The sequence below is a fragment of the Chryseobacterium sp. RU33C genome, assembly GCF_900156015.1.
Lineage (GTDB): Bacteria > Bacteroidota > Bacteroidia > Flavobacteriales > Weeksellaceae > Chryseobacterium > Chryseobacterium candidae.
This window is the reverse complement of sequence record NZ_FTMT01000002.1, coordinates 1-25,456: the sequence shown is the minus strand read 5'-3', so window position 1 is coordinate 25,456 and position 25,456 is coordinate 1. Positions and strand designations below refer to the sequence as shown.

Sequence of the window (25,456 nt, the reverse complement as noted above, 5' to 3'; positions counted from 1 at the left end):
ATCACTAAATTTGCGTGTTTTATGAAATTTCTAATCAAAATATTATACCTGATCTCCAAGCTTCCGCTTAAAATATTATATATTTTTTCGGACGTCATCTTTTTCCTGAATTATTATATTGTAGGTTACAGAAAAGATGTTATTACCCAAAATCTTAAAAACTCTTTTCCAGACAAATCTGAAGAAGAAATTAAAGAGATCCGGAAAAAATTCTATCTTAATTTTTCAGATTATCTGGTAGAAACTATAAAATCTTTCAGCATTTCGGAAACAGAAGCAAGAGTAAGAATGCAGCATATCAATCAGGAACTGTTCCATGAAGCCAAAAGGGAGGGTAAAAATATTATCCTGCTTGCCGGACACGTTTTCAATTGGGAATGGATTAACGCACTGGCAAAGATTGTTCCCCAGGCTCATTGTCATCCTGTATACAGAAAGGTGAATAATAGTTTCTGGGAAAATCAGATGAAGAAGGTAAGGAATAAATTCGGGAATGAAGCCCTGGAAGCCAATGAAGTAATTCTGAATATCTTCAGATCTAAAAATAATGGAGATTCAGCATATATGTTTGTTGCGGATCAGACTCCTCACTTTGCCCACATTACTTACGGACTAGAGTTTTTAAATCAGCGGACACCTGCTTTTGTGGGATACGACAAGCTGGCTACAAGAATGGATCTTGTCTTTATCTATTGTGAGATGAAAAAGGTAAAACGTGGTTATTATCAGGTTAATTATCACAGAATATACCCGGATGGTGAAAAGTTCACGGAAAATGAAGTGGTGAGAAAATTTCATAAATTACTGGAAAATACTTTACACAAAAATCCTGACAATTATCTTTGGTCACACAGAAAATGGAAATATCAGAACTCTATCAAAAATTTTGATTCTGAAAAAAAATAGATTGACATGCAGAAAAAACTGGCAGTTGCCATCTTAAACTGGAACGGTAGAAATTGGCTTGAAAAATTTCTTCCGGGTGTGGTTCAATTTTCTCAGAATGCGGATATTTATGTTATTGACAATCTTTCTACGGATGATTCCGTAGAGTTTCTACAGAAGAATTTCCCCACAGTATATATTATTAAAAATGATAAAAACTATGGTTTTGCAGGCGGCTACAATGAGGGGTTAAAGGCTGTCAAAAATGAATATTACTGCCTTCTCAATTCTGATGTAGAAGTTACAGAGAACTGGACAGTGCCTGTATTGGAATTATTGGAAAATAACTCTTCTATTTCCGCAGTACAGCCTAAGATTTTATCATATCATAATAAGAACTATTTTGAGTTTGCAGGTGCTGCAGGCGGATTGATAGACAATCTTGGATATCCTTACTGCAGAGGAAGGGTTTTTGATGATCTGGAAGAAGATAAAGGACAGTATAATGATGAAACAGAGATCTTCTGGGCATCAGGATGCTGCTTTTTTATCCGTTCAACAGATTTCTGGAAACAGAATGGTTTTGACGCAAGGTTTTTTGCTCATCAGGAGGAGATTGATCTTTGCTGGAGGCTTATTAATTCCGGAAAAAAGATTTATTATACCGGGAAATCCAAAATTTATCATGTAGGCGGCGGAACGCTCAACAAACAGAGTGTACAAAAGACTTATTTAAACATCAGAAATAATCTTTCTATGATGTTTAAAAACCTTCCTTTTCCTCAATTGATCATGTTGATCTTTTTCAGATTATGTTTGGACAGTGTTGCCGGAATTTATTTTGGTTTAAAGCAAGGCTTTCCACATCTGTGGGCTGTTATAAGAGCTCATTTTGGATTTTACACCCAGCTTCCCGGAACATGGAAGCTTCGCCAAAAATACCAGAAACATCAGTTTTACCAATCAAAATGGCTGATTTTTAAACATTTTTTGGGAAGAAGGTGATAGACGGCAGGGATTAGGGAAAATTACAGTTTTCTTTTCTTATTATAAACTAAAACTCATTAAGTAAAAATTCATAACTTCAATTAACCTTAAACTTTAAATTAAACTCTAGGCAAGAGAACAAGCAACAAGCAACTAATAAACAAAACCAACCAACAAATTATAATTTTAAAAAATGGATTTCTGTGCGATAGATTTTGAAACAGCCACTCATGAGAAAAGTTCAGCTTGTGAGATGGGGATTTGTGTAGTACAGAATTCTGAAATTGTAGAGACTAAAACCTGGCTGATTAAACCACCCAGCTTTCCTTATTTCAGCAGATTCAATATTGCGGTGCATGGAATTCATCCTGAAGATGTAAAAGATGCTCCTACTTTTGATGAAGTATGGTATGAAGCTCAGGATCTGATGTATGGCAGTCTTATGATTGCTCATAATGCTGGTTTTGATGCTTCTGTTTTAAGAGGCTGCCTGGAGCATTACGGAATGTATACCCCAAAATTGAACTATTTGTGCAGTATACAGCTTGCCAAGAAATCATGGAATTATCTTCCAAAATATGGATTGAAGCCATTGGCAGAATATCATAAAATTGATTTTACTCATCACAGAGCAGGAGCTGATGCGGAAGTTTGTGCCAAAATATCTTTGCTGGCATTTGAAAAACTCTTCCTCACCAGTAATGATGAAGTAAATGAGTATATGAAAGCAAAAATTAAAAAGCTTTAGTCATCAGAACCCAGGTTTCTTGTAAAAACTTTACATTATACAGGGCATCAATTATTAATTGCTCAACACTTCAGACAACAGATTGAATTTTGGAATATCAATTTCAAAAGTTTCCTGTGTATCCATGTTTTTAACAAGGTATTTTCCACTCATATTCCCTACTCCGGAACGAAGCATTACATTGGAAAAATAAGCAAAACTTTCACTGGTTCCTATCTCAGGAGTCAATCCAATCACTCCGTCGCCTATTATTTCTGTATATCCGAATCCTACATCAAAAATTAACCATTTTCTTTTCAATACTTTGATAGGAAAGCTTCCGTCATTTTCTATCGTGATATTGTATTTAAAAACGTAACGGTTTTCGGAAGGATAACTGTTTTTACTATCATATTCAGGTATTACTGAAACTTTGATATTGGAAGTCATTTTTGAAAACATCATTGTAGCATTTTCTTCATAAATACAAAAATCTCGCCTTTTTTAAGGCGAGATCATATATTATATTATAATTTTATTAAAAACTATAATCCAAGGCCTTTTCTTTCATCACCTCCCATTAGAATTTCAACAGGGTTGTCGATACCTTCTTTTACGGCTACAAGGAATCCTACAGACTCTTTTCCGTCGATAATTCTGTGGTCATATGACATTGCAACGTACATCATTGGTCTGATTACTACCTGTCCGTCAACAGCAACCGGTCTCTGGATGATGTTGTGCATTCCTAAGATTGCAGATTGTGGAGGGTTGATGATTGGTGTAGACATCATAGATCCGAAAGTACCACCATTTGTAATAGTAAATGTACCACCGGTCATTTCATCAACAGTAATTTTACCGTCTCTTACTTTAGTAGCAAGATCTTTAATATTTGCTTCAACAGCACTGAAAGACATGTTTTCTGCATTTCTCAATACAGGAACCATTAATCCTTTAGGACCTGAAACTGCGATTGAAATATCGCAGAAATCATAGTTTACTTTGAAGTCGCCATCAATAGATGCGTTTACATCCGGATACATTTGTAATGCTCTTGTTACTGCTTTTGTAAAGAAAGACATAAAACCAAGTCCAACTCCGTGCTTTTGAGCAAATTCTTCTTTATACAGCTTTCTCAATCTGAAGATTTCAGACATGTCAACTTCGTTGAAAGTAGTTAACATAGCTGTTTCGTTCTTCACAGAAACTAATCTCTGAGCGATTTTTCTTCTTAAAACCGAAAGTTTAGTTGTTGTGGTAGATCTGGAACCTGTTGCAGTAAGAGGACTTCCTCCTAATGCAGGTACTGCTGCTAATTCAGCATCAGTTTTAGTAATTCTTCCGTCTCTTCCTGTTCCTGAAACCTGAGCAGCATCCATTCCTTTTTCATCAAGGATCTTCTTAGCAGCCGGAGATGGAGCTCCTGTTGCATAAGTTTGTGGAGCGGCTACCGGAGCAGCTGGTTTTGGAGCTTCTTGTTTAGCAGGCTCAGCAGCTTTCGGAGCTTCTTCCTGTTTTGGAGCTTCAGCAGCAGGTGCAGCACCTTCTGGTTTTTTAGCATCCATATCAATTAAACAAACTACCTGACCTACTTGTACTACATCACCTTCTTCTGCTTTTAAAGTGATAATTCCACTTTGTTCTGCGGGCAATTCAAGAGTTGCTTTATCTGAATCCACTTCGGCGATAGGTTGATCTTTTTCTACATAATCACCATCTTTTACAAGCCAGGTTGCAATTTCAACTTCTGTAATTGATTCGCCCGGTGAAGGAACTTTCATTTCTAAAACTGACATATCGAGTATTTTTTATTTTTTAATTGATTATTATTTTAAATTAAGCTGTAACGGGTCTTTTTGCAGGAGCATCATCTCTGTCGAAAACTCTGTTGATCACTGCATTTTGGTTTTTCTCAAACATTTTGTGGCTACCTGGAGCTGGTGCACCGCTTGGTACCGGAGCAACTACCTGAATTCCTGTATCTCTGAAGTTTCTAAGGATATAAGACCATGCCCCCATGTTTTCTGGTTCTTCCTGAGCCCACACCAATTGTTTTCTGTTTTCATATTTACTGAAAATGGTTTCAATAGCATCTGTCTGAAGCGGATATAACTGTTCGAATCTTACTAATGCAATATTTTCACAGTTCAGTTCTTCTTTCTTCGCTAATAATTCGAAGTACAGTTTACCTGAACAAAGAACTAATTTTTCTACTTTTTTAGGATCTGCTGTAGGGTCATCTAAAATTGGCTGGAATGAACCTGTAGCGAAATCTTCAAGTGGAGAAACCACTTTAGGGTGTCTCAACAGAGATTTAGGACTCATTACGATCAATGGTTTTCTGAATGCCCATTTCAACTGTCTTCTCAATAAGTGGAAGTAGTTGGCAGGTGAAGTAATATTGGCTACTACCATGTTTTCATTTGCACAAAGAGTAAGGAATCTCTCCAATCTTGCTGAAGAGTGCTCTGCTCCCTGTCCTTCTGAACCGTGAGGCAATAACATCACCAAGCCGTCCTGAATTTTCCATTTTTCTTCAGCAGCCGCCAGATACTGGTCAACGATAATCTGAGCACCATTCACGAAATCTCCGAACTGAGCTTCCCAGATGGTTAATGTATTTGGAGAAGCCATTGCATATCCATAATCGAAACCTAGAACACCATATTCTGAAAGGTGAGAGTTGAATACATCAAATCTGTTTTCAGATACATGTCTTAACGGGATATATTCTTCTTCGGTATCTTCAGTTTTTACGACAGCGTGTCTGTGAGAGAATGTTCCTCTTTCCACATCTTCTCCTGAGATTCTTACATTGTGTCCTTCTACAAGAAGTGTTGCATACGCTAACCATTCTCCTAATGCCCAGTCTAAAGAATTTCCTTCAATCGCTTTGATACGGTTATCGAAAAGTCTTGTAATTTTATTGATAAACTTCTTGTCTGCCGGAAGTGTTGACATTTTAATCGCCAATTCTTTCAGCTTCTCCAAGTCATATTTAGTATCTACCGGTAACTGCACTGCTCCTCTCTTACCAATTGGATAATTTACCCAATCTTCAGCCATGAACACATCCATTACGTTTTTCTCGATCTCTTTAGAAGCGTCAAAATCTTTATCTAAAAGAGCTTTGAATTCCGTTTCCATTTTAGCAATTACGTCGTTGGAAGTAACGCTGTCTTTCAATAATTTCTCTTTATAAATTTCTCTTGGATTCGGGTGTTTTGAAATGGTTTTATAAAGGTTAGGCTGCGTAAATCTTGGCTCATCCCCTTCGTTGTGACCATATTTTCTGTATCCTAAAAGGTCGATATAAACATCTTTTCCGAATTTTGCTCTGAAGTCAGCAGCAAAATGGATGGCATGAACAACCGCTTCAGCATCGTCAGCATTTACGTGCATTACAGGAGATTCTGTAACTTTTGCAATATCTGTACAGTATGTTGAAGATCTTGCATCCATATAATTGGTTGTAAACGAAACCTGGTTATTGACAACGATATGAACTGTACCTCCTGTTCTGTATCCTTCCAGAGTCATCATCTGAGCAACTTCGTAAGCAATCCCCTGTCCGGCAATAGCTCCGTCACCATGAATGATGATTGGCAATACTTTAGAATAGTCTTTGTATTTGTCATCTACTTTTGCACGGCAGATACCTTCTACCAAAGCAGCAACTGTTTCAAGGTGGGATGGGTTTGGAGTCAGGTTGATACAAACTTCTTCTCCTGAAGCTGTTTTGATTTTTTTAGATGATCCTAAGTGATATTTAACATCCCCTGAGAATACATCTTCTTCGAATTCTTTTCCTTCAAATTCTGAGAAGATCTGCTTATACGATTTCCCGAAGATATTGGTAAGAACATTAAGTCTACCTCTGTGAGCCATTCCTAATACCACTTCATCTACTCCTAGCTGAGAAGATCTTGAGATCAGCTGATCTAAAGCCGGGATTAATGTTTCACCTCCTTCTAATGAGAATCTTTTCTGTCCTACAAATTTTGTGTGAAGATAGTTTTCAAACGCAACCGCCTGGTTTAATTTTAATAAGATTTCTGTTTTTTCATTGGCAGAAAGACTTGGATGATTTTCGTTTACCTGAAGCCATCTTTTGATAAAATCTTTTTCTTCAACGTTGTTGATGTGCATGTATTCTACTCCGATGGAATCACAGTAGATGTTTTCAAGATGTTTGATAAGATCTGCAAGAGTAGCAGGTTCTTTCATTCCTGTTTCAACGGCACAGTTGAATTTTGTATTTAAATCTTCTTTGGAAAGACCAAAATTTTCGATATCTAAAGTAGGTGTGTAATGTCTTCTTTCTCTAACCGGGTTGGTCTTTGTAAAAAGGTGTCCTCTTGTTCTGTAAGCCTCAATAAGGTTTACTACTTTAAATTCTTTCTTGATATGCTCAGGAACCTCTCCGTTGGATACTGCCTGAGAAATCTGTTGCTGTACTGCCGGGGCAGCGTTGGCCGAAGCCTGAATAAACTGGGTGGTATCGTCATCTCCGTAGTTCTCCAATGCAAAATCGAAGCCTTGAAAGAAGGCTTTCCATGATGGTTCTAAAGAGTCCGGGAATTTTAAGTACTGTTGGTATAAATCCTCAATTAACTGAGAATGAGCTGCGTTTAGGAATGAAAATCTGTCCATTATTACAGTTTATCTATTTATTAAAATTTATTTGTAGAATTAATCTTCAAATTTAATAAAAAAAACCGAGTTAGAACAGTCTGAAACCGTTAAAAAAACTTAAGAAGAAATAAATTAAAAAAAAATCACTTATATACTGATAATGAGAGCTTAACGTTTACCTCCTGACCATCCATCAGACGTTCAATAAAGGTCTGGCGGATATCTCCGAAGCGCATCTCGTCTTTTTTGGCTTTCTGAATGAGCTGCTGAATTGCCCGAATTCTTCCCTCATAATTCCCTTTGTAGTAAATTACATAATTTTGAGACGGATTTATGGATCTAAAATTGAAATTATTATCAGACACTCCAATTTTCTTAGAAAGTGGAATTCCGAGAAAATAAGAAACCTCTTTGTCTTTGTAATTATCGGCATCAGTAATCAGGATCGGGTATCCGAATTCATCATCTCTTTTCCCAAGATCCATCGTTACGAAGTTATAGACTTTGTTATAATTCATTACGATATTTTTGTAAAGAGCGTCTTTTTTGTTCGATGTACTTACATTAATTCCCAACAACAGTTTGTCTTCCTCATTCTCCACCATCAGGCTGTCATATTTGATGGCTGCCATCCTGTTGTCTTTTTCTACTTTATTTCCTAAGGAGTTTTTAAGATTCACCATACTTTTGTTGATGTTTTCGGCAAAACGGTCTTCAGTCCAGAAATTTTCTACTCTTTTCCAGACTGCTAATTTGGGAGTATGAACATACCAGATAATCTTTGTTTTTTCTGCGGAAACAGGTTTGAATTTAACGTCAACCAATGTCGGATTTTCGTTTTTATCCTCAAAAAGCTGATATTTTAATGTTTTATTGGGGTTTTCATACCTGATGAACATTTCTCCATCGGTATCATTTTTAGGATCTACGTAACTGATGGCACTTCCCTGCCCTTCATAAGGCGTGTAATAATCTATATCTATAGACGGTGAGCTGGTAAAAAAGTTGTTCCATCTTGTAAAATTCTGAAGATTATTAAACTGGGCAAAAACTTTATCCACGGGATAGTCGATCTCTTTTTCAATCGTAAAGTTCTTACTTTCATCTACAAAATAATACATGGAAGCAGCATAAGCTCCCCCCAAAAGAATAATGATTACCGCTAAGATTTTAAAAATACGCATCGCACAAAAATAATACAAATATAAAGAGTGACCAATATGCTGATCACTCCAATGACATGTTTAACAATAATTAACCTTGTTAAAGGCTGGAAGCGGAATCCAGGAAGCTGGAAGTTACTGTTTGACGGATAAAGCTACCAAAATTTTTGATTGAAAAATTCTTCAAGCCAATAGAATAAGGCAGGATTTCGTGTGAAAAGATAACTTTTTCTATTCAGCCATTCATAATTTCCATCTTCCAGCTTTTTATTTACCTTCTCTTAGCCGATATGTGTTCCCGGAGCAATTACAGCGCCTTTCTTCACAACCACAATCCCATCCTGAACGGAATAAGTTCCATAATCACCATCCGGAATATGTTTTCCGCCAGTGATCTTCACATTGTCACCAATGTAACAGTTTTTATCCAGGATTGCTTTTTCTATATAGCAGTATTTTCCAATTCCCATATTAGGACGTCCGCCTCTGTCGTTCAGGACAATTTCTGTTGTATTTTGGTAGAAATCAGCTCCCATGACATAAGAATTCACGATGGTACTTCCTTTATCAATCCTTGTTCTGTTTCCGATCACAGAGTTTTCAATTTTATCTGCCATAATGATACACCCATCTCCAAAAACGGCTTTACTTACATATGAACCGTTTATTTTTGACGGAGGAAGCATTCTTGCTCTGGTGTAGATAGGCGAAGAAGAGAAAAGATTAAACTGCGGCAGATCCAGACAAAGATCCAGATTGGCTTCGTAGAAGGATTCTATAGTTCCGATATCTGTCCAGTAGCCTTCATATTGATAGCTTAATGTCTTGTATTTTCCAATGGAGCTTGGAATGATATCTTTTCCGAAATCATCACCTGCACCTTCATCAAACATCTTTTTAAGGATGTTCTTGGTGAAAATGTAGATTCCCATGGAAGCCAGAAACTCTTTTCCGGCATGTTTATTTTCTTCTGAAACTTCAGATTTCAGGCCTGTTAACATATCAAAATCCGGCTTTTCATAGAAAGAAGTAATATTTCCCTCATCATCCGATTTTAAGATCCCAAAACCTGTGGCGTCTTTTGCATTGACCGGAATGGTAGCAATGGTAAGATCGCCTCCGTTTTCAATATGGAAGTCCAGCATTTCTCTGAAATCCATCTGATACAACTGATCTCCTGAAAGAATAAGGATATAGTCATAATCATATTTTTCAAGATGCTTCATAGACTGACGCACAGCATCAGCTGTTCCTTGATACCAGCTGTCATTTTCTACATTCTGCTCGGCTGCCAGAATGTCTACAAAACCTTTGCTGAAGATATCAAAGTGATAAGAATTCTTAATATGTGAATTGAGGGAAGCAGAATTAAACTGCGTTAGCACCAGAATTTTATTCAGTCCTGAGTTCAAACAGTTTGAAATAGGAATATCCACCAGTCTGTATTTTCCTGCAATAGGAACAGCCGGCTTTGATCTGGTATACGTTAACGGAAATAATCTTGTTCCTCTGCCTCCTCCTAACACAATGGAGATTACATTTCGATTCATAAATATATTGCGTTTTATTTTATTAAGTTTACTGTTCTGTTTTTAGTGTTTACTGCTACTTTAAAGCATTCTTTGTTTTCATATTGGAGCTCGTTTTTATAAACAGTCACCCGAAAATCATCTTTATCATTTAATACTAAAACCTCTTTATCCAGGTTATAGATTTCAATATTATATTTTTTAAGCTCATTTCTGAAGAACGGATTTGTAATAAGTACGTCCATTACATCAGCACTCTTCATTACAAAGTTATCGACATCTTTACGATACTTTTCTCTCCAGCCTTTCCCATATTTTCTTTCTATTGCAGCATAAGTCCTTTTATTAAGAGCATCTATTCTCTTCATCTCGTCAGGTTCTACCAGACAATCACCGACAGAGTAATGCTTTATTTTCCATTTTTCGGCAATACCAGCCATTGCTTCATACCTTTCCGTTGCCGGAAGACCGTAGCCATAAATCCAATAATAACCTCCATGATAGCTTCCTCTGTCTTCTTTACATGAAAACAGTGTAAACATTATCACAGAAAGAAATCCGAAAATCTTCACTCTATCAGCTATTATATAAAGCTATGTATTTTTCTGCAGATTTCTCCCATGCAAAGTCAAAATTCATGTTGGCATGGATAAGATCTTCCATAACCCCTTTTTGATTATAAATCGCCATTGCCCTGTTCATAGCATGTACAACATCATCTACCCCCGGATAAGTAAAGTTCAGTCCTGCTCCACCCGTCGAAATATCTTCTACGGTATCTTTGAGACCTCCCGTAAATCTTACCACGGGAACAGTTCCGTATCTCATGGAGTACATTTGATTCAACCCGCAAGGCTCTACTCTGGAAGGCATCAGAAGGAAATCTGCTGATGCATAGATCTTATGGGAAAGATGTTCTTTATATCCAAGATCCAGTGCAAAATTGGTGTAGGTATAATCGTATTCTTTCAGTTTATTTTCAATATAGGTATTTCCTGATCCGAGAATCATAATATTTAAAGCTCCATAACTTTGTTTAATACTTCGCCAAACTACATCCGGAAGCAGATCTGCACCTTTTTCCGTGGCGAATCTTCCGATAAAGGCGAATAAAGGAAGCTCGGGCTTTAACCCATATTCTTTACAGAGTCTTTCTTTATTTTTCTTTTTCTGAGCTACAGCATTTTTACTGTTAAAATTAAAATCGAGCATCGGATCTGTTTCAGGATTCCAGACTTCGGTGTCAATACCGTTAATGATACCATAAGCTTTTCCGAATTCCTGACGAACCAGACTTTCCAGTCCGCGGAAGCTGATAAAGAGTTCTTCAAGATATCCTTCGGAAACGGTGGTAAAAGCGTTGGCACATTTAATCATACTTGCCAGAGGATTCATGAATCCGTTCCAGTCTATCAGTCCCCATTTATAATCATCAAAAGAAGGCATATAATTGGCCATATTCCAGCTCATCATTCCCTGATATTCTCCGTTATGAATAGTTCCTATTGTTTTTACTCCTTTTAAGAATCCGAATTCCGGACAATTTTCCACCATAAAAGGAATCAAACCAGTATGATAATCATGACAATGCAGCACATCAGGACGGATTTCCATGGCACAAAGCCAATGCAGTATTCCATGTTGAAAAGCCAGAAACTGGAAACTTTCATCCTGATACCCATAAGGATTATCCCTGTCTAATAATCCCGGAATTCTTACCATATACAGCTCAAATCCCAGGACATTTGTCTTTTCTTTCAATACCTGAACCTGCAGCATACTGATCCCCTGATGGATAAAGCCATCAAAAACAACATCGAATTCATGATCCCGAATAAAAGGTTTATTATACCAGGGCATCACTACTTTTGCCTCTATACCTTTTACTTTATTCTGATACTTTGGTAACGCTCCAACCACATCTGCCAGACCGCCTACTTTTGCTACAGGATAACATTCTGTACTTAAATGATAAACAACCATTCTTTATCTCTTGTGTTTAATTCTGTGTAATTTATACTTTTTATCTTTCTTCTGTCTTAAAATAATTCCTGCCAATGGCGGTAATTTCACCGTCATTGTTTTAGAATAATTTCTCCATTCTTCATACCTCTCATCAAGGATTTCAGGACTTACTCCGCTTCCTCTGTATTTTTCATCATCCGAGTTTAAAATAACTTTCCAGTGGGAGCCTGCAGGAATCCCGATTTTATAATCCAATACTTTTGGTGCCAGATTTAAAATGACCATCAGGACATCTTCTTTCTTTTTTCCTTTTCTTAGATAAACATATACCGAATTTTCCAGATCATCTGCTTCTACCCATTCAAAGCCATGTTTATCAAACTGATTTTCATAAAAAGCGGTTTCTGATCTGTAAAGGTGATTCAGGTCTTTCACCATTTCCTGCATTCCTTGGTGAACAGGATATTTAAGCAAATGCCAGTCCAGGCTTCTGGTAAAATTCCATTCACCGGTCTGTCCGAATTCATCGCCCATGAAAAGCAGCTTTGCTCCGGGATGGGTATACATATATACATATAAGGTACGGAGATTGGCAAACTTCTGCCATTCGTCACCCTTCATTTTATAAATAAGACTTGCTTTTCCGTGTACCACTTCATCATGTGACAAAGGCATCATATAATTTTCATTATACATATACATGGAAGCAAAGGTCAGTTTATGATGATGGAATTTACGGTTAACAAAATCTTCTTTAAAATAATCCAGCGTATCATGCATCCAGCCCATCATCCATTTCATTCCAAATCCTACACCACCGTCATGAACAGGTTTTGTAAGCATGGGAAAATCTGAGCTTTCTTCTGCTATGGTGATGATATTATTTCCAAATTCTTTATAAACAGCCGTATTAAATTCCTGTAGAAAAGTTTTAGCTTCCAGGTTCACATTGGTTCCATATATATTAGGTTCCCATTCTCCTTCATTTCTTGAATAATCAAGATGAAGCATTGAAGTTACGGCATCCACACGCAATCCGTCTGCATGATAGCGATCCAGCCAGAACATGGCATTTGAAATCAGAAAAGACTTTACTTCATTTCTTCCGTAATTGAAAATATGCGATTTCCAATCCGGGTGAAATCCTTTTCTCGGATCTTCATGTTCATACAGATAAGAGCCGTCAAAGCGGTGAAGACCATTGGCATCTCCCGGAAAATGGGACGGAACCCAATCCAGAATAACGCCTATTTCATTATTATGAAGTTCATCAATAAGAAACATCAGATCCTGTGGTGAACCAAAGCGCGAAGTGGCCGCATAAAAACCGGTAATCTGATATCCCCAGCTGGGTTCGTATGGATATTCCATCACCGGCATAAATTCTACATGGGTAAATCCCATTTCTTTTATATAAGGAACCAGTTTTTTGGCAATATCTCTATAGTTTAAAAAACGCTGGGGCTGATCTTCTTCTCTTACCCAGGAGCCTAAATGCAGCTCATATACAGATATCGGAGCTTCCAGCCTGTTTCTTTTCCAGCGGCTGTCCATCCATTCCTGGTCATCCCACTCATACCAGGTAGTAGAAACCAGAGAAGCGGCCTGAATATTCTGTTCCCAGCTCAATGCATAGGGATCGCTTTTCTCCAGAATTTCACCTCTGGGTGTTTCAATAGCATATTTATATAATGTTCCCCAGGTTAATCCTTCAATAAATCCTTCCCAGATCCCGGATTCATCCCATCGTGGAAACAAGATATGATCTTTATGATTCCAGTTGTTAAAATTTCCGATCACAGAAACTTTCTTTGCATTAGGTGCCCAAACGGAAAAATATACGCCCTTTACGCCCTCTTTTTCTGCAGAATGTGCTCCAAATTTACCATACAGCTTATAGTGCCTACCTTCTTTAAAAAGATATACATCATGATCGGTGAAAAGCGTGTAGGTCTTAACAGAATTCATCAAGATCAGTTTATATTTATATTTTTCCTGAAACTACGAAAAATACTGACAATAGCGATAAATTATTCATCAAATAATTATCAACATCATTTCGTGTTTTGTCTATCTATCAAATATATCATTTTTTACTACATATTTTTATAATTTCAAAACAATCTTTTTTTTATAAATTTAACATCAATATTTTATTAAACACAACGATGAGGTTTGAACTTTATACAGTAGAAATAGACGACAGACCGGTATTTATTACCGGAAATTTCAATAGCTGGAATCCTAAAGATTATAATTTTCAGCTTAGACAGACTGACACATCCCGTTATTTTATAGAAATTGAAGATCAGGCTCTTCCTGATGATATTGAATATAAATTCACAAAGGGAGGTTGGGAAAATGTAGAACTGGACCAATATGGAAATATCACACCCAACCGGAAAGTAAAAAAATCTGCAGGTAAAACAACTGACTCTGTAAAAAAATGGAGATTGAACTGGGGACCTTTCAAAGAAGAATATTATCCTATAGCTGAAGTTATTTCCGAAAATTTTTACATTCCGCAGCTTGACCGTTACCGTAAGGTTTGGGCGCTCCTTCCCTACGACTATCACAACACGGATAAACGGTATCCTGTTTTATACCTTCAGGATGCACAAAATCTGTTCAATGAAGGAAGCGGCTTCGGAAATTGGGAAATCGACAAAAAGCTATCCATCCTTGCAGAGTATGGACGCGGTGATCTTATCATCATTGCGATAGAACATGGCAGTGAGGAAAGAATTAAAGAATATATTTTTGATAATGATCATGTCGCCAGCGGTTCGGAAGGAAAAAAGTATATCCGCTTTATTGCAGATACTTTAAAGCCTTTTGTGGACGAAAATTACAGAACAAAAAAAGACCGCGACAATACCGGAATCGGGGGCAGCTCATTGGGAGCGCTCATCAGTATATACAGTGGTTTTCTTTATCCTGAAGTGTACTCCAAACTATTAATCTTCTCGCCTTCTCTCTGGGTAGAACCGAATAACAACTTTCCGATGATGAATTTCCGGGTTCCGTTCAAAACTAAAATTTATCTTTACGGCGGCGGTCAGGAAGGCTCTAAAATGGTCAAAAGGATTCATATTTTTGAAGAATATCTGAAAAAATGGGAAGAGAAAAAGCTTTTTGATTTTGAATTTAAAACCAATATCAATCCTGAAGGCACTCACAATGAATTTTACTGGTCACAGGAGTTTCCAAGAGCTATTGAATGGCTATTCTATGACAATACAGAAAATCCGGTAGAAGTAAAACCACACCAGCAAAGCATCAAGAACTCAATATAAAATTGCTGTAGAAAATTTCATTTGAAAACAGCAAGGTTTATAAATTTAGAAAATATAACATCTGTTTATGAAACTAATCAATAAAAAAAACAAAAATTACACGCAGGTTTTTCACCTTTTTACTGAGGAAGAATGGACAAAAACCAGTAAAAATTTCAATAAAAACATTTCCACTTTTTTCACCGGGAAAAAACATGAAGTCTTTGTCAATGCCCATGAAGAAGGAATTACTTATTTCATTGGATTAGGAAAATCTGCTTTACAAAATTATGAAATCCAGCAGGTGGCAGCCAGGTTTTCACAGTCTCAAAAAGAAAAACTGCAGGCTGTGCCTACATTAGCACTTGCTGATTTTATGAATGAAAAGCAGTTTCAGGAATTCGTTAAAGGACTTTTAACAGGAACTTACAACTATCCTTTTGATAAAAAACATGCTTTCTGGAATACAAAATTTGAATTACATTTTGAAAATTTAAGCCAGAAAAAATTAGATCACATCAGCCAGAAAGCAGAAGCTCTGATTAACGGGCAGACCGCCTGTCAGGACTGGCTCAACAAACCAGCCAATCTTAAAAAACCGGATATATTAAGTGCATACCTCAAAAATCTGGCTAAAAAATATGATTTAAAATACACGGCTTTTAACAGAAAGAAATGTGAAGAGCTTGGATTAGGCGCTTATCTTTCTGTGAACCAAGGAAGTGCTTATGATGCTGCTTTCACTATTTTAGAATATAAAACGACAGCAAAAAACGCCAAGACTTTCGGGCTGGTAGGAAAATGTATTTTGTTTGATACGGGAGGAATATCAATAAAAAGCTCTGCCAATCTGCATTATATGAAGTCTGACATGGGTGGAGCTACCGCTGTTTTGGGAACGTTAATCTATGCCGCTGAAATGCAGCTTCCTGTGAATATTATTGCTGTTCTTCCTATTACAGACAATGCTGTTTCTGAAAAGGCTCTCCTTCCAAGTGACGTGATCACAGCCTACAACGGAAAGACCATTGAAGTGCTTGATACCGATGCGGAAGGCAGGCTGATTCTCGCGGACGGATTGTCTTATCTTGCTAAAAACTACAAAACAGATTTCCTGATTGACCTGGCAACTTTAACGGGAAGCTCTGTAAGAATGTTTGGAGATACCTGCGCTGCAATGTTCTCCAATAATGAAGAATTAAAAAATAATCTTATAAAAACAGGAGACCAAACCAATCAGAGAGTATGGAATCTTCCTTTATGGGATGTCTGGAAAGACGATATCCAGTCTGATGTAGCAGATATAAAAAACATTTCTTTAAAACCTGTAGGAGACTGTATTATTGCCGCGAAATTCTTAGAGCAATTCATTGAAAACCATCCTAAATGGGCACATTTGGATATTGCCGGAGTAGCCTTTGGAAGTGTAGGCTATGCTAAAGAAAAAGCAGCAACAGGTTTTGGTGTTCAGCTTCTGGTGAATTTAATTGAAAATTATCACTAAAAATTAGTTTTTTACAAAAAAACTCTGTATAATTGATTAGTGAATTTTCAAAAACGCACGATATTTCATTTTTTAACATTAATAAAATAATAAATAAACGCTTTTATTTTTGAAAATTCACTAAATATTAAAAAACATTATATGGAGAAGAAAACAATTGTGTGTATTTCGTGCTACTACAAAGGCTACGATTTTATGGACGAAATGAAGAATCTCGGTAATAAAATCATCCTCGTAACCTCCGAAAACCTCAAAGAAAAAAACTGGCCCTGGCATGCTATTGATGAAACATTTTATATGCCTGAGCTAAAGCCATCCGTATGGAATCTGGAACATCTGATCCAAGGATTTTCTCATCTGATGAAGACCAGAAAAGTAGATGCTGTAGTGGCTTTGGATGATTATGATGTTGAAAAAGCAGCGTTAATCAGAGAGACATTCCGTATTCCCGGAATGGGACAGACTACCCACCGGTATTTCAGAGATAAACTTGCCATGAGGCAGAAAGCAAAGGATTCCGGGATCAGCGTCCCCGAATTCACTGCGGTATTCAATGATCATGAAGTGGATGAATTTACAGACCGCGTTCCTGCCCCATGGGTACTGAAACCGCGTTCCGAAGCATCAGCATCAGGCATCAAGAAAATAACTTCTAAAGAACAACTTCTTGAAGCACTGGAAACGCTGGGAGAAGAACGCCATCTTTTTTTACTGGAGAGTTTTAAACCCGGAGATGTTTACCATGTGGACAGCCTTACTTTTAACAAAAAAATAGTATTCACTTCTGCCTCAAAATATCTTGCACCTCCCATGCAGGTATCACATGAGGGTGGTGTTTTCAGATCCAAAACCTTAGGAAGATATTCCGAGGACTTTAAAGCATTGGAAGAAATAAACGCAAAAGTACTTTCCAATTTCGGACTGATTAATGGTGCAACCCATACAGAATTTATCCGTGGAAAAGAAGACGGAAAATGGTACTTCCTTGAAACCTCATCCAGAGTGGGTGGTGCTCATATCCCGGATCTGGTTGAAGCTTCAAGCGGTATCAATATCTGGAGAGAATGGGCTAAAATTGAAGATGCTCTTCTGAGAGGTCATGATTACAGCGTTTCTCCGCCTACAGGCTATTATTCAGGCTTGATTGTGGCTCTGATTAAAGATAAAGAACCGAATTACAGTAATTTCGAATGTGAAGAAGTTGTCAAATTTCTTCCCATAGATTATCATGTCGGGATTGTTTATAAATCTGGTGATGCCTCCATTGTACAGGACAGGCTGGATGCTGCAGCAGAAATAATCCATACAGACATGCTGAATATCCTTCCTCCCAAAAGCAACAAATTGAGTTCCTGAAAGTGAAGCGTGACATTGATATTCAAAATGTTATTGAATTCATAATATACAGTCTGCCAGAAGATTCCTTGGTAAAACGTAATTTAGAAAACATAAATCCCGGAAAATGGCAAAGCAAAGCATATTATCAGTTCGTTGACTCCATTCATGCCAACAAACCTGGATCAAAATGGATCTTTAAAGAAAATATAATCCTTGAACATCCGAAATTAGGAACGATTGTACTGGATATTTTAGAAAAAGATCAGTTGGGAGGAATTGAATTTATTGAATTAATATAAATACAGTATTAAAATTAAACACAAAAAAATGCCTCATATAGAACATACAGATTATTATTCAAATATATTGGGAACAAGTCTAAAGGTAGAAGTGACCGGACATTATGGTCACCCTGTCATTATGTTTCCAACTTCGCAGGGCCAATACACCCAAAACCATGATTTTCATCTCAATGGAAGTATCAACTGGTTTATAGAACAGGGAAAAGTAAAACTTTACAATGTACAGACCATTGACAGCTGGAGCTTTTATGACGACAAAATATCTCCCCAGCAAAGAATAAGAAACTATGAGCGGTATGTACAATTTCTGATTCAGGAATTCGTGCCTTATATCCAGAAGCTTCACAAAACACATCGCGTGGCCGTTGCAGGAGCAAGTTTCGGAGGATACCATGCAGCTAATTTCGCTTTCAGATTTCCGGATGTGGTTTCTCATCTGTTTTGTCTTTCAGGAGCATTCAGCATAAGGAATTTTATGGATGGCTATTCTGATGAACTGGTATACTTCAACTGTCCAAGGGAATTTGTAAGAAATGATGAAGCCTGGAAATATAAACACATGCATATCGTGCTGAGCACGTCTGACCTGGATATCTGCAAGGATAAAAATGTTGAAATGGCTGAAATCCTAAGAATAAAAGGCATAGACTTCTGGTATGATGAAAGAAAATGGATTGGCCACGACTGGCCTTTATGGAGAATGGTCTTCCCTACTTTTATAGGAGCATTTTTCTCTTAAAAACAATAAAAGACAAATAGAAAAAATATACACCCACCTTAAAAACAAAAATTATGACAAAAAAAGTAGGAATTCTTTTCGGTATGGAAGACACTTTTCCCTGGGCATTTATAGACAAAGTAAATGAGCTGGGAGGTGGAAATATCATTGCTGAACCCGTTACTATAGATAAATTAGAACAAGGAGCAGACTATGGTTATGCAGTGATCATCGACAGAATTTCACAGGACGTTCCCTTTTACAGAGCTTATTTAAAAAATGCAGCCCTTAACGGCACTTATGTAATCAACAATCCGTTTTGGTGGAGTGCTGATGAGAAGTTTTTCAACAATGCCCTGATGTCCAAACTGGGAATTCCGCTTCCTAAGACCGTTCTGCTTCCATCTCATGAAAGACCGGACAACACCTCCGAAACTTCATTCAGAAACCTGAAATTCCCCCATGACTGGGAATACATCTTCAATTATGTAGGGTTTCCGGCATATATGAAGCCTCATGATGGCGGAGGCTGGAAAAGTGTTTACAGAGTTGAAAATCCGGATGATCTTTGGAATAAATTAGGAGAAACAGAACAGCTGGTCATGATGGTACAGGAAGAAATTATCTTTGATGATTATTACAGAGTGTACTGCCTGGGCAGAAAATATGTTCACATCATGCCTTATGAACCTAGAAATGCGCCCCATTTAAGATATGCCACCACACATCAGACACAAGGTGCAGAACTTGAAAAATTATTGAAAACCATTCATGATTATACAATTACAATGAATGAAGCTTTAGGATACGATTTCAACACCGTGGAATTTGCTGTAAGAGACGGTATACCTTATGCCATTGATTTCTGTAACCCCGCTCCCGATGCAGACCGAAATTCTGTAGGTGAAGAAAATTTTGCATGGATTATAGAACATGCTGCAAAACTGGCTATAGAAAAAGCTAAAGAATATGTTCCGGGGAAACCCAATATTGCCTGGGGAACCTTTGTGAAAGATTCCATTAAATAACATCGAAAAAGAATTAAAAAACACAAAATAAATGCATCATCAGTTTACTATTGGAATTGAAGAAGAATATCAGATCATTGATGTAGAAAGCAGAGATCTGGTTTCTCACGTTTCAAAAATCATTGAAGGCGGCAAAGCGGTTTTAAGTGAGAACTTAAAGCACGAAATGCACGAATCCATGATTGAAATGGAAACGGGAATTTGTCAGAATATCCAGGAAGCCAGAGCAGAGTTGACGAATTTAAGGCGTCACCTTATCAATACCGCCCATGAACAGGGATTACGTGTTTCCGGAGGAGGCACTCACCCATTCTCTCATTGGTCTGAAAACAATATCACCCAGGGAGAAAGATACATCAAAATTGTAGATGATATGGGAGATGTGGCCAGGGAAAATCTTATTTTCGGACTGCATGTTCATATTGGAATTCCCAATCGTGAAGAAGGCGTGAGAATTCAGAATGTCATGCGTTACTTTCTTCCTCATGTGTATGCCCTTTCTACCAATTCTCCCTTCTGGATCGGAAGATATACAGGTTTTAAATCGTACAGACAGGAAATCTTTGTAAAATTCCCAAGGACCGGTATTCCAAGTTATTTCAACTCTCTGGCAGAGTTTGACAGCTATGTAGATCTTCTGGTAAAAACAGGAACTATCGACAATGCCAAGAAAATATGGTGGGATTTACGGGTACATCCGTTCTATCCTACAATTGAATTCAGAATCTGTGATATGCCGTTAAGAATTGATGAAACGGTTTGTCTTGCAGCCATTATGCAATGCCTGGTTGCCAAAATTTATAAACTTCACCAACAAAATCTAAGCTTCAGAAGCTACAGAAGACTGTTGCTGAACGAAAATAAATGGCGTGCCTCCAAAAGCGGTATTGAAGCCCATCTCATCGATTTTGGAAAAGAAGAATCTGTTCCTTATCCGCATTTATTGAAGGAGCTTTTAGAATTTATTGATGATGTGGTAGATGATCTGGGATGCCGCCATGAAGTGGAATATGCCTGGAAAATTCTTGAAAACGGAACCGGTGCAGACCGACAGCTTCAAATCTTTAAGGAAACAGGCGATCTGAGGAAAGTCGTTGATTATATGATCTCTGAAACGGAGTATGGTATCACACATGGTGATTCTGCTTCATAATATTTTTGGTAACTTTACAAAAAATATGATGTAATGAAAGATATTCGAATTGCTCTGCTGGATATGAACAACAATCAAGTTAATCAAGGATTTAGAAACATTAAAGAAATTTCTGAATCATTTCAGCAGAACTCTGAAGAAAATGTTGTAATCGAGACATTTGATGTAAGATTCAAAGATGAAATGCCGGAGATCGGAGATTTTGATATTTTCATTTCTTCCGGCGGACCGGGAAATCCACATCGTGAAGGCCTTGCCTGGGAAGACAGATTTGCTGATTTTTTAAATTCTGTTTTTGAGCATAATAAATACCATCAAGATAAAAAGTACCTTTTTCTGATCTGCCACTCATTCCAGCTGGCAAGCATTCACTGGAATCTGGGAAATATCTGCAAAAGAAAATCTTATTCTTTCGGGGTAATGCCTGTTCATAAAACAGAGGAAGGCGAAAATGAGTTTTTATTTAGAAATCTTAAGGATCCTTTTTATGCGGTAGATTCCAGAGCTTATCAGTTTATTGAACCGGATCATGAGCGTTTTGAAGAATTGGGAATGACCATCATGGCAATTGAAAAATTCCGACCTCATATCAACCTGGAAAGAGCCGTAATGGCCGTTCGTTTTTCGGAGGAGATATTCGGAACACAGTTTCATCCAGAAGCCAATCCAGAGTCTTTGATCGAAAATCTGAAAGATGAAAAAAACAGAGAAGCAATGATTGAAAATTTCGGGATGGAAAAATATCTTGAAACGATAGACAGAATAGACGATGAAGACAAAATCATTCTCACCAGACATCAGATTCTTCCGAGATTTCTTCAGTTTGCAAAAAAAAACATTTTGAAAGAAGCTGAGACTTTGGTTTAAAAAGGATGGAAGCCGGAAGAAGGATGCTGGAAGTTACTATCGGTTAAGATTATTGATTATTCTTTTATTTATAAACTAATAATTTAAATTTCAGAATTGAAAACTTCCCTCTCCCAGCTTCCAGCTTCTTACTATATAACAATCGGGCATAAATGTCCGATTTTTTTAACATCACAAAGAAAAAAAATATGATTCCAAAATACAGAAAACAGTACAATCACGAGTTTTCAGATGAAAAATACAGTCAACTCAAAAATATATTGGCAAAAATAGGTGGAACAGCACCTGGTTTCAGAGTTTCAGAAAGTCCGCTTTTTCTGACAAAAGAATTTGAGAATAAGCTTATAGACGCCAGTGAAAGCATTATCAGCCAGATTAAAGCAATGCCGGCAGAGCTTCTTCAAAAGGCAATTCCTGATAACTGCAGAGTTCCCAATGATACGGATCAGCCTCATTTTTTCACCATAGATTTTGGAGTCTGCAAAAGTGAAAACGGAACAATAGAACCTCAGCTGATTGAGCTTCAGGCATTTCCTTCTTTGTATGCTTTCCAGAAAGTATATGAAGAAACGTATTGTGAAGTTTACCCTTTTCTTTCAGAGATCAAAAATCCTATGCCCCATGAAACTTTTAAAAACTATTTAAAAGAACTGATTGTAGGAGATGAAAATCCTGAAAATGTAGTCCTCCTTGAAATTTTTCCGGAAAAACAAAAAACAGCGATTGATTTTGCTCTCACAGAAAAATTAATAGGAATTAAAACAGTATGTCTGACGAAAGTAAAGAAGGAAGGACGAAAGCTGTATTATGAAAATAATGGTAAGTTAACCGAAATCAAAAGAATCTACAACCGTGTTATATTTGACGAGCTGGATAATATTCCTGATCTTACTACAGAATTTGATTTCCGTGAGGAAGTGGATGTCAAATGGATTACCCACCCGAACTGGTTCTTTAAAATCTCAAAGTTCCTTTTGCCCTTATTAAAGCATCCGTTTGTTCCAAAGAGTTATTTCCTGCATGAATTCCCGGAAAATGAAAATCTGGATGATTTTGTATTGAAACCTTTATTTTCATTTGCGGGAAGTGGTGTTAATTTAAACCCTACAAAGGAAGTTACAGAGGCTATTAAGGATAAGGAAAACTATATTCTGCAGAGAAAAGTATATTATGAACCCATTTTTGAAGATATCAACGGAGATTTTTCAAAAGCAGAGATCCGTTTGTTGTATATTTGGCGGGAAAATGATGAACGTCCTATCTTATTGGAAAATTTGGGAAGAATGACAAAGGCCGCCATGGTGAATGTAGATTTCAATAAAAAAGATGCCATCTGGATCGGGAGTTCCAATGCTTTTTTCGGATAAAATCAGCTTTACACTCAGATTAGAATTGATTCCTTTATTTTTATCTTAAAAAAATGCAGCGTATAAAAAAAAACCTGAGAAAACTTATAGAAACAAACCTCCAAAATTTCGGAGGTTTTATTTTTTACTCCTGAAGGAAGGTCTCTCCAATCATAAAAAATCCTCCAACAAAGGAGGATAAAAAATTGACATGTACGCTGTGTTTTCACAAACATTGTAAATATACGGATAGACTGAAGGCATATTCTACGGAAAACCGTAATTGTATTATTTTATCTTTTTTATATTAGTTGGATAATATATTATGGAAAACCATAATGCTATTTAAAAACGATCTTGCAATACTTCACCTTATGATAACCCAGCATACTCTTTCTTAGCATCAAAGCTAGGGCAAGCTTTATGAACATTGGGAAAATCTCTATGCCCTTGAATTTTAGCTTTAGGAAATTTTGATTTTAATTCTCTTAACAGCTTTACAATAGATTTTTTTTGATCTTTAGTTCTTGTATCTTTGGGATGGTTGCTTTTATCAATGCCTCCAATGTATGATATATTGATAATTTGAGAATTCCACCCTGCAACTCCATTGGAAACGCGATCAATGGGCAAAGTGTTTACTATTTCTCCATCAGATTTTATCATATAGTGATACCCTGGATTTTTCCATTTCAGGTTTTCCTTCCAATACGTTTTAATGCTCTCTATTGTAACATCTGGCTGTGTTGCCGTACAATGTATAACGATGTAATTGATTGTTCTCATGGATTTCATTTTATTTATTGTTGAGCAAAATTAAACCTGTAACTCCCAAAACAGTGAAGGGAAAACACCCTATTTCAAATTGAAAGGCAGGACGTATGAAAACCAGGGAAAGCTGATAAAAACCATTTAAAAAACAGTATATCTCTGGAAAAAGTTTATAAAGTCGATGCTAAAATGGTTAAATTTTGAAATATAAGAACAAAAAATCCCTCTCAGCGAGGGATTAATTTTTATAAATCAGGACATGCCATTTCATTATCATGCGGAATGCACACTTTTTCATTCCATGGCACCGGGCAGTCATGCCAGCCAGGAGGACATCCTCTCTTTCCTGTAATACTTTTTAATTTCTCCTTAGAGATTTTCTTTAAATTTTTCATGGTTTTGATTTTAATTCAGATTCAAATATAAAAATTATTCTCCAACAAGAGACATAAAATAAAAAAAATAATCGTTATGGGTTTCCATAAACAAAAAACATTCAATAAAAGTATCTTAGAAAGATGAAAGAATTTATTAAAGACTGCCTGCTATTTCAAAGCCCGGACTGGCAAGTGAAACTGATTGGATGTATTACCCGGGCATGCGGAATCGGATGGATCGTTTTAGTGTATGAAATGTTTATTAAGTAGTATATTTGAACCATGGAAAACATGGAAGAAATAGAAGCTAAAATAATAGAGAAAATAAGAGAAGACCATAAAAGAAATGGAGGATGGAACGGTTCAGACATTAATGAACTGGATCAAATAATTAATTTACCAATCCTTGAAAGAAACAAATTACTTGATAAAATGGTAGCGGAGAAAAAGATCGCTTATCTTAAACCTCTGAACACGACCCGAATTACCCTGCCAAAATAAAGCCGTTACAGTAAACAAGTATATTGTATACCTTGCCTTCAAATCATAAAAACAAAAAGCTCCCCCCATAAGGGAAGGCATTAAAAAAACTTCTTGTACTTTTAGTTTATATAAACTTTGTAAATATAAGTAGAGAATGTAGTCGTAACCCTACGGGAAACCGTAATGATTAAATTTAAACTGTCTGTATACTGTGAAAAAACAGTCACAAACCAATAGATACAAAAATTGCAATACGTTTTTTCATTCCGTATTGCAATTTTAATAAGTTCTGTAAAGATGTATTTGGTAGTGTTTCACTAACTGTGTAAGTTAAAAAGTTATTCTGGAAAATTTTGAGCCCTCATAGCTCAAAAAATTTTACGGAAATAACTTTTTATTA

The 25,456-nt window shown here is 36.8% G+C and carries 24 protein-coding genes; 14 read left to right on the top strand and 10 right to left on the bottom strand.

Features of this window, described 5'->3' with window-relative positions:
• Positions 1–21: 21 nt before the first annotated feature.
• From BW946_RS01900 to BW946_RS01890, 3 genes are all read left to right on the top strand, one after another.
• On the top strand, positions 22–906 hold the full coding sequence (locus BW946_RS01900; protein ID WP_076594566.1) for a lysophospholipid acyltransferase family protein: 885 nt from the start codon (positions 22–24) through the stop codon (positions 904–906).
• Positions 907–912: 6 nt separating this feature from the next.
• Positions 913–1,890, top strand: coding sequence for a glycosyltransferase family 2 protein (locus tag BW946_RS01895; RefSeq protein ID WP_076594565.1), 978 nt, complete (start codon positions 913–915; stop codon positions 1,888–1,890).
• A 175-nt stretch (positions 1,891–2,065) separates the two neighbouring features.
• A complete protein-coding gene (locus BW946_RS01890; RefSeq protein ID WP_076594564.1) occupies positions 2,066–2,620 on the top strand; it encodes a 3'-5' exonuclease in 555 nt (184 codons plus the stop codon).
• Between the two features lie 54 nt (positions 2,621–2,674).
• On the opposite strand, the gene apaG is transcribed toward BW946_RS01890, so the two are convergent.
• From apaG to glgB, 8 genes are all read right to left on the bottom strand, one after another.
• The gene (gene apaG, locus BW946_RS01885) at positions 2,675–3,064 is read right to left on the bottom strand and encodes a Co2+/Mg2+ efflux protein ApaG (RefSeq protein WP_076594563.1); all 390 of its coding nucleotides are present in this window, start codon (positions 3,062–3,064) and stop codon (positions 2,675–2,677) included.
• A gap of 80 nt (positions 3,065–3,144) precedes the next feature.
• Positions 3,145–4,398 carry a 2-oxoglutarate dehydrogenase complex dihydrolipoyllysine-residue succinyltransferase gene (gene odhB / locus BW946_RS01880; protein WP_076594562.1) on the bottom strand — a complete coding sequence of 418 codons (1,254 nt, stop codon included), beginning with the start codon at positions 4,396–4,398 and terminating at the stop codon, positions 3,145–3,147.
• A gap of 40 nt (positions 4,399–4,438) precedes the next feature.
• Positions 4,439–7,255, bottom strand: a complete 2,817-nt coding sequence (locus BW946_RS01875) for a 2-oxoglutarate dehydrogenase E1 component (RefSeq protein WP_076594561.1) — start codon at positions 7,253–7,255, stop codon at positions 4,439–4,441.
• 125 nt (positions 7,256–7,380) lie between these two features.
• The gene (locus BW946_RS01870) at positions 7,381–8,421 is read right to left on the bottom strand and encodes an SRPBCC domain-containing protein (protein ID WP_076594560.1); all 1,041 of its coding nucleotides are present in this window, start codon (positions 8,419–8,421) and stop codon (positions 7,381–7,383) included.
• Positions 8,422–8,681: 260 nt separating this feature from the next.
• Positions 8,682–9,950 (bottom strand): glucose-1-phosphate adenylyltransferase, encoded by a 1,269-nt coding sequence (locus tag BW946_RS01865; RefSeq protein ID WP_076594559.1) that lies wholly within the window; start codon positions 9,948–9,950, stop codon positions 8,682–8,684.
• A gap of 14 nt (positions 9,951–9,964) precedes the next feature.
• The gene (locus tag BW946_RS01860) at positions 9,965–10,501 is read right to left on the bottom strand and encodes an FEKKY domain-containing protein (protein WP_146212844.1); all 537 of its coding nucleotides are present in this window, start codon (positions 10,499–10,501) and stop codon (positions 9,965–9,967) included.
• A 4-nt stretch (positions 10,502–10,505) separates the two neighbouring features.
• Complete coding sequence (locus BW946_RS01855) at positions 10,506–11,912, bottom strand: glycogen synthase (RefSeq protein WP_076594557.1); 1,407 nt, start codon at positions 11,910–11,912, stop codon at positions 10,506–10,508.
• A gap of 3 nt (positions 11,913–11,915) precedes the next feature.
• Positions 11,916–13,862, bottom strand: a complete 1,947-nt coding sequence (glgB, locus tag BW946_RS01850; RefSeq protein WP_076594556.1) for a 1,4-alpha-glucan branching protein GlgB — start codon at positions 13,860–13,862, stop codon at positions 11,916–11,918.
• A 200-nt stretch (positions 13,863–14,062) separates the two neighbouring features.
• Between glgB and BW946_RS01845 the strand changes: the two genes are divergently transcribed.
• The 9 genes from BW946_RS01845 to BW946_RS01805 all read left to right on the top strand — a co-directional run bounded on the left by BW946_RS01845 (position 14,063) and on the right by BW946_RS01805 (position 23,446).
• A complete protein-coding gene (locus tag BW946_RS01845; RefSeq protein WP_076594555.1) occupies positions 14,063–15,190 on the top strand; it encodes an alpha/beta hydrolase in 1,128 nt (375 codons plus the stop codon).
• Positions 15,191–15,257: 67 nt separating this feature from the next.
• Positions 15,258–16,673: a M17 family metallopeptidase gene (locus tag BW946_RS01840; RefSeq protein ID WP_076594554.1), complete on the top strand. Its 1,416-nt coding sequence runs from the start codon at positions 15,258–15,260 to the stop codon at positions 16,671–16,673.
• 141 nt (positions 16,674–16,814) lie between these two features.
• A complete protein-coding gene (locus BW946_RS01835) occupies positions 16,815–18,029 on the top strand; it encodes an ATP-grasp domain-containing protein (RefSeq protein WP_076594553.1) in 1,215 nt (404 codons plus the stop codon).
• 2 nt (positions 18,030–18,031) lie between these two features.
• Positions 18,032–18,310, top strand: coding sequence for a hypothetical protein (locus BW946_RS01830; protein ID WP_076594552.1), 279 nt, complete (start codon positions 18,032–18,034; stop codon positions 18,308–18,310).
• Positions 18,311–18,338: 28 nt separating this feature from the next.
• Entirely contained in the window at positions 18,339–19,052 is a 714-nt protein-coding gene (locus tag BW946_RS01825; RefSeq protein WP_076594551.1) for an alpha/beta hydrolase-fold protein, read from the top strand.
• Between the two features lie 53 nt (positions 19,053–19,105).
• Positions 19,106–20,059 carry an ATP-grasp domain-containing protein gene (locus tag BW946_RS01820; RefSeq protein WP_076594550.1) on the top strand — a complete coding sequence of 318 codons (954 nt, stop codon included), beginning with the start codon at positions 19,106–19,108 and terminating at the stop codon, positions 20,057–20,059.
• A gap of 31 nt (positions 20,060–20,090) precedes the next feature.
• Positions 20,091–21,212 carry a carboxylate-amine ligase gene (locus tag BW946_RS01815; RefSeq protein ID WP_076594549.1) on the top strand — a complete coding sequence of 374 codons (1,122 nt, stop codon included), beginning with the start codon at positions 20,091–20,093 and terminating at the stop codon, positions 21,210–21,212.
• Positions 21,213–21,245: 33 nt separating this feature from the next.
• Positions 21,246–22,079, top strand: coding sequence for a type 1 glutamine amidotransferase (locus BW946_RS01810; RefSeq protein ID WP_076594548.1), 834 nt, complete (start codon positions 21,246–21,248; stop codon positions 22,077–22,079).
• Positions 22,080–22,267: 188 nt separating this feature from the next.
• Positions 22,268–23,446 (top strand): hypothetical protein, encoded by a 1,179-nt coding sequence (locus BW946_RS01805; protein ID WP_076594547.1) that lies wholly within the window; start codon positions 22,268–22,270, stop codon positions 23,444–23,446.
• Between the two features lie 351 nt (positions 23,447–23,797).
• On the opposite strand, the gene BW946_RS01800 is transcribed toward BW946_RS01805, so the two are convergent.
• Positions 23,798–24,211 carry an N-acetylmuramoyl-L-alanine amidase gene (locus BW946_RS01800; protein ID WP_076594546.1) on the bottom strand — a complete coding sequence of 138 codons (414 nt, stop codon included), beginning with the start codon at positions 24,209–24,211 and terminating at the stop codon, positions 23,798–23,800.
• A 230-nt stretch (positions 24,212–24,441) separates the two neighbouring features.
• Positions 24,442–24,591, bottom strand: coding sequence for a bacteriocin-like protein (locus BW946_RS21325; RefSeq protein WP_168801989.1), 150 nt, complete (start codon positions 24,589–24,591; stop codon positions 24,442–24,444).
• A 123-nt stretch (positions 24,592–24,714) separates the two neighbouring features.
• On the opposite strand from BW946_RS21325, the gene BW946_RS21765 reads away from it, so the two are divergent.
• The gene (locus BW946_RS21765) at positions 24,715–24,843 is read left to right on the top strand and encodes a hypothetical protein (RefSeq protein WP_262484557.1); all 129 of its coding nucleotides are present in this window, start codon (positions 24,715–24,717) and stop codon (positions 24,841–24,843) included.
• A gap of 21 nt (positions 24,844–24,864) precedes the next feature.
• Positions 24,865–25,074: a hypothetical protein gene (locus tag BW946_RS01795; RefSeq protein ID WP_136522285.1), complete on the top strand. Its 210-nt coding sequence runs from the start codon at positions 24,865–24,867 to the stop codon at positions 25,072–25,074.
• Positions 25,075–25,456: the final 382 nt, after the last annotated feature.

What these genes read in the sequence shown, in the direction of transcription:
- BW946_RS01870 (WP_076594560.1), bottom strand. Translation starts at nt 8,421, where the DNA reads ATGCGTATTTTTAAAATCTTAGCGGTAATCATTATTCTTTTGGGGGGA.
- BW946_RS01805 (WP_076594547.1), top strand. Translation starts at nt 22,268, where the DNA reads ATGATTCCAAAATACAGAAAACAGTACAATCACGAGTTTTCAGATGAA.
- glgB (WP_076594556.1), bottom strand. Translation starts at nt 13,862, where the DNA reads ATGAATTCTGTTAAGACCTACACGCTTTTCACCGATCATGATGTATAT.
- BW946_RS01835 (WP_076594553.1), top strand. Translation starts at nt 16,815, where the DNA reads ATGGAGAAGAAAACAATTGTGTGTATTTCGTGCTACTACAAAGGCTAC.
- apaG (WP_076594563.1), bottom strand. Translation starts at nt 3,064, where the DNA reads ATGATGTTTTCAAAAATGACTTCCAATATCAAAGTTTCAGTAATACCT.
- BW946_RS01825 (WP_076594551.1), top strand. Translation starts at nt 18,339, where the DNA reads ATGCCTCATATAGAACATACAGATTATTATTCAAATATATTGGGAACA.
- BW946_RS01900 (WP_076594566.1), top strand. Translation starts at nt 22, where the DNA reads ATGAAATTTCTAATCAAAATATTATACCTGATCTCCAAGCTTCCGCTT.
- BW946_RS01890 (WP_076594564.1), top strand. Translation starts at nt 2,066, where the DNA reads ATGGATTTCTGTGCGATAGATTTTGAAACAGCCACTCATGAGAAAAGT.
- BW946_RS01810 (WP_076594548.1), top strand. Translation starts at nt 21,246, where the DNA reads ATGAAAGATATTCGAATTGCTCTGCTGGATATGAACAACAATCAAGTT.
- BW946_RS01875 (WP_076594561.1), bottom strand. Translation starts at nt 7,255, where the DNA reads ATGGACAGATTTTCATTCCTAAACGCAGCTCATTCTCAGTTAATTGAG.
- BW946_RS01815 (WP_076594549.1), top strand. Translation starts at nt 20,091, where the DNA reads ATGCATCATCAGTTTACTATTGGAATTGAAGAAGAATATCAGATCATT.
- BW946_RS21765 (WP_262484557.1), top strand. Translation starts at nt 24,715, where the DNA reads ATGAAAGAATTTATTAAAGACTGCCTGCTATTTCAAAGCCCGGACTGG.
- BW946_RS01865 (WP_076594559.1), bottom strand. Translation starts at nt 9,950, where the DNA reads ATGAATCGAAATGTAATCTCCATTGTGTTAGGAGGAGGCAGAGGAACA.
- BW946_RS01800 (WP_076594546.1), bottom strand. Translation starts at nt 24,211, where the DNA reads ATGAGAACAATCAATTACATCGTTATACATTGTACGGCAACACAGCCA.
- BW946_RS01895 (WP_076594565.1), top strand. Translation starts at nt 913, where the DNA reads ATGCAGAAAAAACTGGCAGTTGCCATCTTAAACTGGAACGGTAGAAAT.
- odhB (WP_076594562.1), bottom strand. Translation starts at nt 4,398, where the DNA reads ATGTCAGTTTTAGAAATGAAAGTTCCTTCACCGGGCGAATCAATTACA.
- BW946_RS01845 (WP_076594555.1), top strand. Translation starts at nt 14,063, where the DNA reads ATGAGGTTTGAACTTTATACAGTAGAAATAGACGACAGACCGGTATTT.
- BW946_RS01795 (WP_136522285.1), top strand. Translation starts at nt 24,865, where the DNA reads ATGGAAGAAATAGAAGCTAAAATAATAGAGAAAATAAGAGAAGACCAT.
- BW946_RS21325 (WP_168801989.1), bottom strand. Translation starts at nt 24,591, where the DNA reads ATGAAAAATTTAAAGAAAATCTCTAAGGAGAAATTAAAAAGTATTACA.
- BW946_RS01855 (WP_076594557.1), bottom strand. Translation starts at nt 11,912, where the DNA reads ATGGTTGTTTATCATTTAAGTACAGAATGTTATCCTGTAGCAAAAGTA.
- BW946_RS01820 (WP_076594550.1), top strand. Translation starts at nt 19,106, where the DNA reads ATGACAAAAAAAGTAGGAATTCTTTTCGGTATGGAAGACACTTTTCCC.
- BW946_RS01840 (WP_076594554.1), top strand. Translation starts at nt 15,258, where the DNA reads ATGAAACTAATCAATAAAAAAAACAAAAATTACACGCAGGTTTTTCAC.